This window comes from Paenibacillus sp. EZ-K15 (genome assembly GCF_002573715.1).
Lineage (GTDB): Bacteria > Bacillota > Bacilli > Paenibacillales > Paenibacillaceae > Paenibacillus_AQ.
The window spans coordinates 254840-267788 of sequence record NZ_PDHM01000022.1; the positions used below are offsets into that span (position 1 = coordinate 254840).

Sequence of the window (12949 nt, forward strand, 5' to 3'; positions counted from 1 at the left end):
GTCAAAACATACCCCATGAATAGCAGCCACTTAACAGGCCAAAACTGAGGTAAAGCCTAGCCACAAGTAGGATTTCCCCACGCGCTCGAACAAATCACACGACCCTTGAAATAAATAAGCAATGTAAAAGAAAGAATAGGACTTCCTTCGTGCTACGATATTTACTGAAGACAACCCTGAAAGGAGTCATAAAATCATATGACCAAACTCAATGAGAACCCCGTCGTGACGGCAGAGATGCTCATTCGAAGACCGGTAGCCCAAGTATTCGAGGCTTTCATCGACCCTGAGATTACAACCAAGTTCTGGTTTACCAAAAGCAGCGGCAAGCTTGAGGAAGGCCGTTATATCCGCTGGGATTGGGAGATGTATGGGGTACATGATGACGTGTACGTTCAACATATTGAAGTGAACCGCCGCATCACGATCGAGTCTTCGGACCGGACCCAAACCGAATGGACATTCACGCCACGCGGCGATCATGAGACCTTCGTTGCCATTACCCATTCCGGATTTACAGGCAGTGCGGATGAAATGGTGCAGGGAGCTATTGATTCCATGGGAGGATACACCATGGTGCTCTGCGGCCTCAAAGCGCTGCTGGAGTTTAACGTCGAACTGAATCTGGTGGCAGACAAGGCCCCGGACGCCCATGTATAACGGATAAAGAAACGGCAGCCAACCCATTGAGGGCTCTTGGCTGCCGTTATGCTGCTTCCTATTATTGGTTCGGATTGCCTTCCTCATTCTCACCCTCGGTTTGTTTAGGGTGAGGCGTACCGTCGAGTCCGTAAATTTCGTCATAAGCATCGAAAATTTTGCGGGCAACCGGCGCGGCACTCTGGGAACCAAAGCCTGCTTCCGGTATGACTACGGCGACGGCCAGCTTCGGATTTTGCCGTGGTGCAAAAGCGATGAAAACCCCGTTTTCCACCCTGATCCGAGAACCGTTTTTATAAATATCCTGCTCGGATGTTCCTGTTTTCCGTGCAAAATCATATTTAAAATCTTCAAAAGCTCGAAGTCCCTGCGTATTCATCCCTGCAATGACTTCGTTCCAGTACTGCTGTGGGAATTCCGCTTTATTTAATACTTCGCGCTTGAATTCCTTGATCACATTGCCGTCCTGATCTACAATCTTGCTCGCAAGCTGTGGCCGAATGCGTTCTCCACGATTGGCAAGCGTGCTGGCATACTGTGCCAATTGGAGCGTCGTATATTTACCGGACTGTCCGAATGAAGCGTATGCCATGGCAGCTAGATAACTTCCCGCCTGCTCGATATTGGTATACTCGATGATTCCTTTATGCTCCTTCGGCAGACCGGATTCGGTAGATACCCCGAGCCCGAATTCCTTCATGTATTCATCCCATTTTTCAACGGATTTGGAGCCGTATTTGTTATACAGTCGTTCCCCGATCCAGTCAACCATAAAGGCATTGGAGGAGTGCTCAATCGCTTGTCTCGCATTCAGAGATCCGTAGGCTCTACCGCCCGAGTTCCGGACTCTCGTATTATCCTTACCGAAGAATGCTGCACCGCCATCATAATAATAATCGTTCGGCCCGAACAATTTTTCATTAAGTCCAATTAATACCGTCAAAGGCTTCATGGTGGAACCGAGCAGCACGACCGATTCCAGATTGTTGCCGGATCGACCGGAACTGTATGGAGAGATCGTTCCGTTGCCGTAGTACTTCATGACGGATTCCCAATCATCGGTCCCATTCTCCCACACATTCGGGTCATAATCCGGCATGCTGGCCATGGCAACAATGTTCCCGGTGTCCACTTCCATCGCTACGGCATAACCCGTTTGCGCATTCGGATGCGTTTTACCGGAAACTGTATTAGCGTGAAGCCATTTCAGCTGATCCATGATCGCCTGCTGCGTAACCTTCTGAATATCCTTATGAATCGTCGTATGAATATTGTAGCCCTTCTCCGGGGCGATCATGGTCGGCACCCCGTCCGCCATGTTCTGCGGATTAATCGGAATCCCGATATATCCGTTCTTGCCGCGCAGCTCATCCTGGAACATCATTTCGAGTCCGTCTACACCGACCTTCTCCTGCTCCGTGTAGATGAGTCCCGGATCTTTTTGTTTCTTGTTCTGCTCATCAATCTCCTTATATTTTTCCAGTGTCTTAATTCCGCGGAACTCTTTCAAATAACCAATCGTTTGAACGGCGATTTTTTCCGGGTTGTATTGACGCTGACTCTCTTCGACAACCTCGACTCCAGGATATTCATTCTTATGCTCCATAAAGTAAGCCACTTCTTTAGTCGAGAGATCTGCCTTAATGCGTCTCGGCTCATAACCCGGCTGCTTGTTGAATTCCAGGTCCATCGCTTTGATCACATCATCCACAGTCAACTTTTCTGCTGTTGGATCACCATACTGCTCGAAGACCTTGACCATTTCTTCGGCCAGCTTTTCGATCTCCGGACGGTTCTTCTTCCCTCGTTCGGATGAACTGTAATCCTTTAACAGCGTTAAATACAGTGCTTGGGAGGGTGTCGAGTATGCAAGCGGCGTTCCGGAAGCATCAACGATGCTGCCCCGGATCGGCTGAAGCGGGAAATTTTTAACCTGCCCACCGGTTTCGAGCTCTTTTAGCTCAGGCCCTTCAACGAACTGCAGTATAGCAAGACGTATAATAACGACACAGAATATGATAAAAGTGCTGAAAAAAAATAGATTAACCCGCAAGTTAAACTGACTGCCGGCATCTCGTTCTTCTTGTTTGCGCTTATCCGGCCTAAACCCTTTCACGTATGCTTCTCCCCTTTATCCACAATCACATAAACTCATATTAACATAAACGCCCCCCCACTTCATCTGGAAGGGCCCCCTGACGGGAAAGGGCGGACTTCCCTTGCTTCAAAGTCCGCCCTTCTCCATATCAACACACTTATCAAAACACCTGCTCTTTAATATGCGTCTCATTGAAGCGCGGCGGGTTAAACCAGTTGCCGCTCTGTGCCCAGGTCGGGTCCAGCGGTATCCATCGCTTCTCTTCACTCAAGTAGACCTCATTCCAGGCATGGGGACCATAACCGCCTTGTCCATTATATCCCCTGCCAGTTACGACCCGAACTTTCAGATCCTGAGACCGGGCCATCATGGCATACAGCCGGGCATAATCAATGCACACACCTAACCTTGTATCGTACGTATCCTGTGGTGTCTGCTCTTTCCATATCCGCTGCTCTTCATACAAGGTCACTTTGTCGTGATCATACGTAATCCGGCTGCCAACCCAATCATAGAGCTTTCGCGCTTTCTCTTCATCGGATGCTGCCCCCTTCACGACATGGCTTGCCGTCTGTTCGATCCCCTCGGGAATCTTGTGGTCGATGACCTCATACTTCCGCTGAATGATCCCATTCAATTCTTCTTGAACCGATTGGGTAAAGACCGGCAGCTTCTCGCGGACGAGAGAACCCGACAAAGGCTCTATTACAGCCCTCGCTCCCTGCTGATAAACCGGCGAAGCCTCAACGTACCGGCTGAAGCCGTGGTCGGGATTCAGACTAACGTAGATGAATAAGATCGCAATAACGATAATGCTCCGGGCAGCACCCATGATGACGCCAATTCCCGCGCCTGTTAGCCGGCTCAGCAGCGATGCCGACGTATCTTTTCTCGTTCCGAAGAGTCCCAGCCTGCCTCCCATGATCAGGGAAACGAGCAGACGCAGCATAAATACGATAAGGGCGTAACTTAACATAAACAGCACCGCAAACCGGAGCAGCGGGAAATCCGCCAGCGATTTTACGGCTGTATAATAAATCTGTTCCCAGAAGCGCAGTTCTCGATTCGGTAAACTGGAGGCTGTCCCCAGCCAATCGCCTGCCTTGGGTGATAACCATAATGTAAAAGGAACGGAGATCGCAAGCCCGACCAGACGCAGCACCGCATCCCCCAGAAAAAAAACAAGCTTCCCGGCTGACCGGGAGGCTCCGCGACTCCATCCCTGCAATAGTGAAAAAGCCACAATCAGCAGCAGCAAGATGGTGATTCCGTTCCCACCCAGCACACTATCCTTCCATGCCGACATCAACGGTATCCCCTCCTCTCCCCATGATGTCTTGTCAACCGATGTAAGCGAGCTGCAGCACTAAAACGCTGCCGCCCTCGTACATTCGCTTCCGATTGCGTTTCATCTTTTTTTATTTAGAGGCCGTATTGCTCTTGGCATCATCGATAAAGCTCTGAATCGTATCGTTGATATCCCACTTCCCTACCGAAACACCGCGGAAAGTGACTTCAACTTCTTCGGAGCCGTCACTTCCTTTCAGCTCCAGATTAGGAGCTTTAATGGAGTAGGTACCGTCCCCATTCGATGTATATTTTGCTTCCTTCGCTTCTTTCATCATCATGTTCAGCGCTTCTTTTTTTATCGTGTCCACCGTTTCTTCCTTCACCGTGGTTACAACCTCGCCGATTTTATCCAATGAAATTCCGCTATACACCAACAATCCCACGATGATGAGTACGGCTAGCGCCCACTTAATGACGGTTCTCACCACATTCAGCACAATAAACAAGATAATTAAGGCGATGGCAATGACCAGCCAGTTTTGTTTAAGAAATTCAATCCAGACCTGAGTATCCAATTCAATTCACTCCCGTTCATCGTTTCAAAAGCGGCGGTTCATGGCCGTCTTATTAATTATACATGATACCCCGCAAAGCTGTCAGCCAACCGGGTCTTTTCACAAAAAGGTATAAGCTTGCCCTCTCGAACGTACAAGTAGTAATACCATATCAACTTTTGCCGGATAGGAGGGTGCCATATTGAAAACCGCATTATGGCTCTATATGTTTTTGTTTCTGGCGTTTTTTGATTTGCATGCTCAGTATCCAGTACTGACGCCCTTTGCCATCTCCCTTGGCGCAGCCCCTACGTTTATCGGCTGGATGATGGGCATTTATGCTTTAACTCATCTGCCTGGCAATCTGCTTGCAGGCAATCTGATCGATCGGCACGGTAGCAGACGCTACATTATTTTCAGCTTAACTGCCGCTGGTGTTATCCTGCTGCTCCAGGCTCATGTCCAACTGCCCTGGCAGCTGCTCGTGCTCCGCTCGATCAGCGGCTTCGTCTTGGCCTTTTTGTCACCGGCCTGTTTGGCGCTGCTTGCGTCTCTCTCCCGGGATCCTGTTACGCAAGGCAAATATATGTCCGGTCATGGCGTGATCCACACCCTTGCCTCTGTCTTGTCACCGGCCGCCGGCGCTTTCATTGTAGCCAAAGCAGGATTTTCCGGTACATTCCAGAGTCTGGGCTGGCTTTTGATTTTCACCGGCTTGATGGCGTTTCTCAGTCTCCCGAAGCCTCTGTCAGCCACTGCTAAAGATAAAGGGCAGGCTGTTCCGATCAACAGCGGGACACCGGCGCGGCTTCCTTTTAGCTTGCGCTTATATCTGATTCCATTTGCTATCGCATGCTCTCAAGGAATCCTGTTCTTTGAAATACCGCTGCGGGAAAGCGGGCTGGCAAGCATTATGTCCACCGGACTTCTATTCTCCGTCATTAGCCTTGGAGCTTTGGTCACATTAAGCATGCTGTTTCTGAATCGTTATGCGCCCTATATCAGGGTGACCATCGGCGTATTGGGGCTCGCTATTTGCTTCTACGCCCTGGCTGCAGCAGACCATGTACCGATTACGGTCATCCTGTTTGCGCTCGGACTTGCTAAAGGATTGCTGTTTCCGGCATTATCCTCACTGTTCATAGAGCTAAGCGGCGGAGGCAGACTCGGGAAAGTCTTCTCATTGCAATCCATCGCCATGTCGCTGGGTTCCTTTGTAGGTCCTATTGCGGCAGGACAGCTCCGAACGGTGGTGTCTCCTTATTTTATCGCGTTTCTGATGCTGATGACCGTGCTGCTGCTGCTGCCCAAACGCAATCGTGAAGCACCTTTAACAGCTGTCTCACCAGAACCTCCAATCTCAACCGTCTAAGGAAGCTGTACCAGGCTTGAGCCAGCGCCCAAAAAGATAAGGATGGGCCAATACACAATCCATATGGGTAAAACCACATAAGATACAGTGTGGCAAATGACCACGTACATCTAACCAAGGGGTGAAGTAATCATGAGTCATGTTCATCATAAACAGTGCCATGGGGGCTATGGAAATTCAGTAGGAATGGTTCTTGTATTGTACATTCTGCTCGTCATCATCTTGAGCTGTTTCTAGTAGAATACATGGATTAACCTTGTTACGGCCATCCAGCGGATGGCCGTTTATTTTGCCCGCTTTGCATGATCGATAAAAAACAAGTTAAACTATACATACACCATTCGACACAACCATCATTCGACGGCGGATCATCATTTCCCGGGGAATGCTGCCAAGGATCTCCGTATCATGACAGAGGTGAAAAAAGATGCCGATATTCCTCATTGTAGAGGGCAAGAACGACCGGAGCCGACTACGCCGATTGCTGACATCGGATATAACCATCCTGTGCACATTTGGAACGCTAAACACCGCCAAGCTGGAAAGCCTTCATATACAGGTGAAGGATCAAGAGGTGTATCTTTTTATGGATAACGACAGCTCCGGCAAGAAAATTCGCGGTGCCCTGCGCGACATCTTCCCTGATGCCGAACAGATCTATACGCGCCGGGGATACGCCGGCGTAGAAGGAACGCCTGACGAATACCTGATTGCCCAGTTAGAGAAGGCCGGGCTGGAAGAGTTCATCATTTACCCGCCTCCTGCTATTAACATCGCAGATCAGAAATCGCTATTTTAAATAAAAAAGGCGTCCTCCATCTTTAACGATAGAGCGCGCCTTTTGGTTTTACCTATAGGTTATTCCTTAATTAAGGTCTTAATGTCCTTCACAATATCCTCGGTCTTCACTTGGGCCGGATCCGCTGCATTATAGGTCTTCCGAATATTGTTATTCCGGTCAACCAATGCAATGGAATTGCCATGCGTGAAATTCGTCGAGTTATTGCCGAGCAGCGGGATTTTGAAAGAGTCCTGCATCAGCTTCCGTGTTTCCTCCTGATCTCCACGAAGGAAGTACCAGCCGTTATAATCCGCATAGAAACGGTCCCCGAACTCCTTAATCTTCTCTTTTGTATCGGTTTCCGGGTCAAAGGAGATGGACACGAAGTTAACTTCTTTACCGAAGATGCCCTCTTTCTTCAAGTCTTCCTGTATTTGCGAAAGAACCAGTGTTGTAATCGGGCATACATCCGGGCAGCTGGTGAAATAGAAGTACATGAGCTTCACCTTGCCCTTGGTATCGTCCGATGTGATCGTCTTTCCATCCACATTTTCCATGGAGTATGCGGCTACCTCACGAACGATTGGAAACTTTTCTTTTCCGAAACCTAACGAGTTGTATACCAGGTAAATAGCTGCTATTACGCAGACAGCGAGTAGTACCCAAGTCCATTTGTAACGTTTGAATGCATTCATGACCTTCCCCGTTCTCCCTTCGTCTCAGGCAATCCCTGTTCTTGTCAGGTTTAGTGCAGCGTTAAAGCCCTTCCACCTATTAAAAAGTGGTATTGAGTATGAGAACGATCAGGCTCAAGGTCAAGTAGTTAATGGAGATAATAAATACTTTTTTGGACCAAGCTTCATCGTCCTTAGCACGGAAACCTTGGAGCGCGGCGTAGAGCCACCAAATAGCCAGAAGGAGTCCGATAACCAGAAAGAATATACCGGCGTATCCATAAGTGTACATCAGGATGGGGATCGGTATAAGCAGTACCAGGTAAGGGATCATCTGATACTTCGTGCGTTTAATTCCTTTAACTACCGGCAATAACGGAAAGCCCGCTGCACGATATTCTTCAACCCGGCGAATGCCCAGTGCCCAGAAATGCGGCGGCTGCCAGAGAAACAGAAGAGCGAACAGCAAAACCGCAGCCATATCTACGGTTCCTGTCACGGCCACATAGCCGATCACCGGCGGCATCGCTCCGGAAATAGCGCCTACCGACGTGCTCCATGTTGATGACCGCTTTAACCATAATGTGTATACCACAACGTATACGAACATTCCGATCGCTCCGAATATCCCTGCCAATACTCCTGAGAACAGGAACAACATGGCTAGTCCAACGACCCCAAGAATGATGGCATACCAAAGAACAACCTTTGGTGTCAGCCGTCCGGTTGGAAGTGAGCGATTCCGTGTACGCTCCATCTTCATGTCAAGCTCTCTGTCGAAATAGTTATTGAAAACACAGGACGAAGCCATAACAAGCACGGTTCCGAGAAGTGTCATAATCATCAATCCAAATTGGATATCCCAACGCGATGCTAGCCAAAATCCGGCAAAAGCCGCTATCAAATTTGACCGGATGATTCCGGGCTTCGTTACCGTGATAAAATCTTTCCAAGTCCCCGCCTTATCGGGAGGTGCAGGCGCTGCCGAGGCAAGTGCTGCGGATTCTGAAGGAGCTTGGTATCTCAAGTGATTATCCACGTGTAAACGTTCCTCCTTGTATCTGTCGTTATGGAGGAAGTACTGCCTCCGCTATAAAGTTTATCATATCATTAGTAAAAAGTGTTTAGCAATCCTTCGGAATTCGTTCCATCTATATGACAATTCAGTGACATTTGGAAGCGATATATTCTTGACGTTATGCCGTTGTTTAAGGCACAATTTGTCTATGTAGCAAAGATGGGTGTCGATCCCTTAATATGAATACAAAGCCCGGAGCGCAATGATAGCGCTCCGGGCTTCCATACTCACGTTATGAGAAAGAGATTACAGCGTGCGGCCAGACCCCGAAAGAGCCTGTTCTGCTTGCTGTACCAAACGTTTTGTAATGTATCCACCCAGGGATCCTGTTTCACGGGAAGTATAGTTACCATAGTAACCGTCCTGAGGAATCGTTACGCCTAGTTCTTGAGCAGCCTCGAGTTTCAAACGTTGTAATGCTGCAGTTGCTTGAGGTACAACCAAATTGTTGCTGCGGCGTGCCATATTAAATATCTCCCTTCACTGAATGTCTGTTATTCCAGTGCAAGCTTGCAAACTTATTATGGCTCCTTCTTGCAACGTTATACGTATTTTTTCAATTTTTATCTTTGGAGGTTTTTTTCATATGAGTAAAGGCTTATCACTATGGTTTGCGGTCTCTTCGATCGTCCTGCTGACCGCCTCGGCCATATCCATCAGCTACAACGGATTTCTGGCCGTCGGTCTGGCCCTGCTCTCCATTCTCAACATAGGCTGGGGATTCATTATCAAATCCAAACGCAAGCCTTCTTAGGAAGAACCCTGCTTATTTACGAGCCAGAAAGCCCATCTTGTCCTTGACGCCATCCAGTATTTGAGCTGCAGTCTTCTGTGCCTGCTCTGCTCCCTTGGCCAGAATGTCATGAATCTCACCGGTTTGGCGAATTTCGTAGTATCTGTTTTGGAGTGGTTCCAGAGCGGCTACTACAACTTCGCCAAGCTCCTTCTTGAATGCCCCGTACATCTTCCCTTCAAAACGCGCCTGTACTTCCTGCAAGGACACCCCAGCACACTCCGAATAGATACTCATCAGATTGCTAACCTCTGGTTTAGCAGACGGGTCATAGACCACTTCGGCCCCGGAATCAGTTGTAGCTCTACTGATTTTCTTGCGGATTTGGTCCGGCGTATCCAGCATCGCAATATAACTGCCCTCAACCGGATTACTTTTGCTCATCTTTTTAGAAGCATCATCCAGCGACATAATTCGTGCGCCCACTTCCGGAATGAACGGTTCCGGCATATTGAAATAGGAACCGAACCGATGATTGAACCGTGCAGCTAAATCGCGCGTGATTTCCAAATGCTGCTTTTGGTCATCTCCGACCGGTACCAGATTGGCATTATACAGCAATATATCTGCAGCCATAAGCGCTGGATAGACAAACAAACCGGCTCCTACGGAATCTTTACCTTCCGACTTGTCCTTAAATTGTGTCATCCGTTCCAATTCGCCCATATTCACCATCGTTGTCATGATCCATCCCAGCTCGGCATGCTGAGGAACATGGGATTGCAGAAAAATATTAGCACGATTCGGGTCGATTCCGGCTGCAACGTACAGTGCCGCAACCGATTCGGAGCGATCTCGGAGGGAGCTTGGCTCCTGCGGTACCGTAATGGCGTGCAGATCGACGACCATAAAGTAACAATCATGCTCGTCTTGAAGCTTAACAAAATTTTTAATGGCTCCAATGTAGTTGCCCAGTGTCAAATTGCCGCTCGGTTGAATTCCCGATAATACTGTTTTCATGACTAGCCCTCCATTTATTTAAACATTCTTTAATCCAAAGTCTGCCCCGCTCAAGGGAACATATATGAACGCAAAAAGGCCTCACATCCGCAAGGGACGTGAGACCGTGGTGCCACCCTTATTCGCTGCAGTAACTCTAATACTTAAGCTGCAGCCTTCTATTCTTGTAACGGAGAATACCCGGCCGGCATATTAAGGAATAACAGTATAATCCCTGTTCAGCCTAGCACTCAAAGGTCCATTCAGCAAAGCGGATCCACCGGTTCACATCAACCACCGGCTTTCTGAAGGATGGGCCGCACCTGCTTACTTGTCCTTGTCATCGTGTTTCAATCATTTTGGATCACTATTACATGCAATGATAAAACTCTTGCTCTGCCTTGTCAATTCCATTTTGGAATCAAGTCGTCCGATGTTTTGAAGCATTTCTTTTACCCTTTCCGCAAAAATCTGTTATGATGTGGGTAATCGTCAAGACCATGATTTCTGTTAGTAAAGGAGCATCGATATGAATCAAGTGACCAAAGGCCAGTGGAATGGTTACGACACCTATATTTTAAACAGCGGCCGTCTTGAAGTGACTCTCCTTCCTCGTCTAGGTAACAATGTCATTGGAATCAAAGACCTTGAAAACTCACGCGAAATCCTTCGAAAACCAGATGAAAGTGAGCTTGCATTCTATCTTCAGAAGCCCTACCACTTCGGCATCCCGATGCTCATTCCGCCAGGCCGGATTTCCAAAGGCCAGTTTGAGTATGGCGGAACATCGTATCAATTTGATCAAAATACAGCGAACGACAATCATATCCACGGTCTCCACCGATCACAGGCTTGGTGTGTCAGCGACATAGAGGAAGAGGATGATGGGTGCGCCGTTTCGACAGAGTTCATATCATCGGATGATCCGAAATGGATTGCCCAGTTCCCAGTACCGCTGAAGCTGGAAATGACCTTCCGTCTTCAGGGTACCCGCTTATCGCAGAGTCTTCGTGCAACGAATCTGGGTTCCAGCCCTGTCCCGTTCGGCATGGGTTACCATACGTGGTTCCTGCTTGATGGTGAGCCGCATCGCTGGACGCTGGATCTGCCTGTAGAGGGCATCTATACCTTGAATAATGAACTGATTCCAACCGGAGATCTTTCACCGCTTGGCCATCTGGAACAATTGAATTCCGGACTCAACCTGAAGGAAGCCGACCTTGACACGATATTGAAAATCCCGGAGGGCAAACCAGCCGAAGCCATGCTTCAACGGGATGATGGTTATCAAATTCATTATTCGGCAGACCGCGCCTTTTTCAAGCACTGGGTGCTCTATACGAAAGGCGTCGCAGAGGAATTCCTCTGCATCGAGCCATATACCTGGCTTCCGAACGCGCCCAATTTGAATCTGCCAAGCGAAGAAACCGGCCTGATTCATCTGGAACCGGGACAGACCGTGAACCTGAATACCCAAATCAGCATCCAAAAAACGTCACCGGAGGCAGAGCAAGGGTAGTTAAGCCATTTCATGTGAGCCATAAGATCTTTATATACTTAATGTTTCAACAAGAGCAGTCCTTTGAAATCAAAGGACTGCTCTTGTTTGTCTAAGATAACGACCATTCCAGCGATTCGGATAATTTTACCACCAAATGATCTGCCTCAAGCACGAATGAGATTCCTAGGATTCAGTCATAATATCCATATACAACATCAAAGGAGGTGACATGACATGGCTCAAGGTCGTTCTTCTAACAATCTTGTCGTACCTCAAGCAACTGCAGCTCTTCAACAATTGAAAGTAGAAGCAGCTCAAGAACTGGGTGTAACGCTTCCTCAAGACGGTTACATGGGTAACTATACTTCCCGTGAAACAGGTTCATTGGGAGGTTACATCACCAAACGTCTGGTACAATTGGCTGAGCAGCAATTATCGGGTCGTTCGAACCTGTAATTCGCATCTCTTCCCTCCAGCCGTAATTAGAAAGAGGCGATCTTCTCCCCAAAGATCGCCTCTTTCGTTATATATTCTATATGATAAATGATTTCAGGATTCCGAAGCAGCTTCGGCATATGTATTACGAGGGTACCGAATCATCAAGTTGGCCATGTTATAGTTGGATTCAAGTATAGCATCTACAACGACAATTCCTTGTCGTACCATAAATTCATAACTGATTTCGCCGTGTGTCCAGTGTCGTTTATGTTTCAGACTTTCAAGCGCCATCGTACGAAAAGAGAATTGTTGAGCTTCACTTAGCCCCTCCTCAAGTGGAGCTATGACCCCGTTACGCCCAGCCAATGGATTATGCCGTATGCCAAATTTACCAATTACATTGTTTCGTATTTGTACAAATACTGTCCCTGAACTTAGACCTCCCAACTCTTCTTCCAGCTCTTTAAAAACGATGTCCAATTGTCTAGCCAGTGATAATTGATCTAGTTTTACCATCTCTTCTCCCCTCCTTTATTAGTAAATTCTCCCTATTACTAGGGCTTATGACTCATTATAGGGTAAAGGAATCAATGTATCAACAATATTCAACACATTTGGGTATTTATTACTAAAATTGCACAAATAATTTAGTTTTCGGCTCCTTTTTTGCGTCAACTTTCATTCTTTTACGACAAAAAAAGAAGCCCAAGCCGGGCTTCTTCATAGGTTGGAATTTGCATGTACTTGGGAGGCAAAAGCCCTCTAGCAAAT

14 protein-coding genes and 1 other annotated feature are annotated in these 12949 nt (G+C 47.8%); of the genes, 6 read left to right on the forward strand and 8 right to left on the reverse strand.

Annotated features, from left to right (window positions below):
* Positions 1-198 precede the first annotated feature (198 nt).
* A complete protein-coding gene (locus tag CRG97_RS27950) occupies positions 199-660 on the forward strand; it encodes an SRPBCC family protein (protein WP_098748880.1) in 462 nt (153 codons plus the stop codon).
* A gap of 61 nt (positions 661-721) precedes the next feature.
* Here the strand turns inward: CRG97_RS27950 and CRG97_RS27955 are convergent, their stop codons facing one another.
* From CRG97_RS27955 to CRG97_RS27965, 3 genes are all read right to left on the reverse strand, one after another.
* Positions 722-2776, reverse strand: a complete 2055-nt coding sequence (locus CRG97_RS27955; RefSeq protein ID WP_098748881.1) for a peptidoglycan D,D-transpeptidase FtsI family protein — start codon at positions 2774-2776, stop codon at positions 722-724.
* A 142-nt stretch (positions 2777-2918) separates the two neighbouring features.
* Positions 2919-4067: a transglutaminase domain-containing protein gene (locus CRG97_RS27960; protein WP_098748882.1), complete on the reverse strand. Its 1149-nt coding sequence runs from the start codon at positions 4065-4067 to the stop codon at positions 2919-2921.
* A gap of 109 nt (positions 4068-4176) precedes the next feature.
* Positions 4177-4623 (reverse strand): hypothetical protein, encoded by a 447-nt coding sequence (locus tag CRG97_RS27965; protein ID WP_076324857.1) that lies wholly within the window; start codon positions 4621-4623, stop codon positions 4177-4179.
* 181 nt (positions 4624-4804) lie between these two features.
* Between CRG97_RS27965 and CRG97_RS27970 the strand changes: the two genes are divergently transcribed.
* Both CRG97_RS27970 and CRG97_RS27975 read left to right on the forward strand, forming a co-directional pair.
* A complete protein-coding gene (locus CRG97_RS27970) occupies positions 4805-5974 on the forward strand; it encodes an MFS transporter (RefSeq protein WP_098748883.1) in 1170 nt (389 codons plus the stop codon).
* 427 nt (positions 5975-6401) lie between these two features.
* Entirely contained in the window at positions 6402-6773 is a 372-nt protein-coding gene (locus tag CRG97_RS27975; RefSeq protein ID WP_098748884.1) for a toprim domain-containing protein, read from the forward strand.
* Positions 6774-6832: 59 nt separating this feature from the next.
* Here the strand turns inward: CRG97_RS27975 and CRG97_RS27980 are convergent, their stop codons facing one another.
* The 3 genes from CRG97_RS27980 to CRG97_RS27990 form a co-directional block, all read right to left on the reverse strand.
* Positions 6833-7450: an SCO family protein gene (locus tag CRG97_RS27980; protein WP_076324860.1), complete on the reverse strand. Its 618-nt coding sequence runs from the start codon at positions 7448-7450 to the stop codon at positions 6833-6835.
* A 79-nt stretch (positions 7451-7529) separates the two neighbouring features.
* Positions 7530-8468, reverse strand: coding sequence for a heme o synthase (cyoE, locus tag CRG97_RS27985; protein ID WP_076324861.1), 939 nt, complete (start codon positions 8466-8468; stop codon positions 7530-7532).
* Between the two features lie 285 nt (positions 8469-8753).
* A complete protein-coding gene (locus CRG97_RS27990; RefSeq protein WP_015737431.1) occupies positions 8754-8972 on the reverse strand; it encodes an alpha/beta-type small acid-soluble spore protein in 219 nt (72 codons plus the stop codon).
* Positions 8973-9093: 121 nt separating this feature from the next.
* Between CRG97_RS27990 and CRG97_RS33405 the strand changes: the two genes are divergently transcribed.
* Positions 9094-9261, forward strand: a complete 168-nt coding sequence (locus tag CRG97_RS33405) for a hypothetical protein (protein WP_009592873.1) — start codon at positions 9094-9096, stop codon at positions 9259-9261.
* A gap of 12 nt (positions 9262-9273) precedes the next feature.
* Here the strand turns inward: CRG97_RS33405 and trpS are convergent, their stop codons facing one another.
* Positions 9274-10260 (reverse strand): tryptophan--tRNA ligase, encoded by a 987-nt coding sequence (trpS, locus tag CRG97_RS27995; protein WP_071222375.1) that lies wholly within the window; start codon positions 10258-10260, stop codon positions 9274-9276.
* A gap of 89 nt (positions 10261-10349) precedes the next feature.
* Positions 10350-10592: a binding site (T-box leader), on the reverse strand.
* Positions 10593-10768: 176 nt separating this feature from the next.
* On the opposite strand from trpS, the gene CRG97_RS28000 reads away from it, so the two are divergent.
* Positions 10769-11758: an aldose 1-epimerase gene (locus tag CRG97_RS28000; RefSeq protein WP_098748885.1), complete on the forward strand. Its 990-nt coding sequence runs from the start codon at positions 10769-10771 to the stop codon at positions 11756-11758.
* 216 nt (positions 11759-11974) lie between these two features.
* On the forward strand, positions 11975-12196 hold the full coding sequence (locus CRG97_RS28005) for an alpha/beta-type small acid-soluble spore protein (protein WP_007131961.1): 222 nt from the start codon (positions 11975-11977) through the stop codon (positions 12194-12196).
* Positions 12197-12289: 93 nt separating this feature from the next.
* Here the strand turns inward: CRG97_RS28005 and CRG97_RS28010 are convergent, their stop codons facing one another.
* On the reverse strand, positions 12290-12694 hold the full coding sequence (locus CRG97_RS28010) for an O-methyltransferase (protein ID WP_098748886.1): 405 nt from the start codon (positions 12692-12694) through the stop codon (positions 12290-12292).
* Positions 12695-12949: the final 255 nt, after the last annotated feature.

Excerpts from the sequence above, each read along its gene's own strand:
- CRG97_RS28000 (WP_098748885.1), top strand. The coding sequence starts at position 10,769 with ATGAATCAAGTGACCAAAGGCCAGTGGAATGGTTACGACACCTATATT.
- CRG97_RS33405 (WP_009592873.1), top strand. The coding sequence starts at position 9,094 with ATGAGTAAAGGCTTATCACTATGGTTTGCGGTCTCTTCGATCGTCCTG.
- trpS (WP_071222375.1), bottom strand. The coding sequence starts at position 10,260 with ATGAAAACAGTATTATCGGGAATTCAACCGAGCGGCAATTTGACACTG.
- CRG97_RS28005 (WP_007131961.1), top strand. The coding sequence starts at position 11,975 with ATGGCTCAAGGTCGTTCTTCTAACAATCTTGTCGTACCTCAAGCAACT.
- CRG97_RS28010 (WP_098748886.1), bottom strand. The coding sequence starts at position 12,694 with ATGGTAAAACTAGATCAATTATCACTGGCTAGACAATTGGACATCGTT.
- CRG97_RS27950 (WP_098748880.1), top strand. The coding sequence starts at position 199 with ATGACCAAACTCAATGAGAACCCCGTCGTGACGGCAGAGATGCTCATT.
- CRG97_RS27990 (WP_015737431.1), bottom strand. The coding sequence starts at position 8,972 with ATGGCACGCCGCAGCAACAATTTGGTTGTACCTCAAGCAACTGCAGCA.
- CRG97_RS27980 (WP_076324860.1), bottom strand. The coding sequence starts at position 7,450 with ATGAATGCATTCAAACGTTACAAATGGACTTGGGTACTACTCGCTGTC.
- CRG97_RS27975 (WP_098748884.1), top strand. The coding sequence starts at position 6,402 with ATGCCGATATTCCTCATTGTAGAGGGCAAGAACGACCGGAGCCGACTA.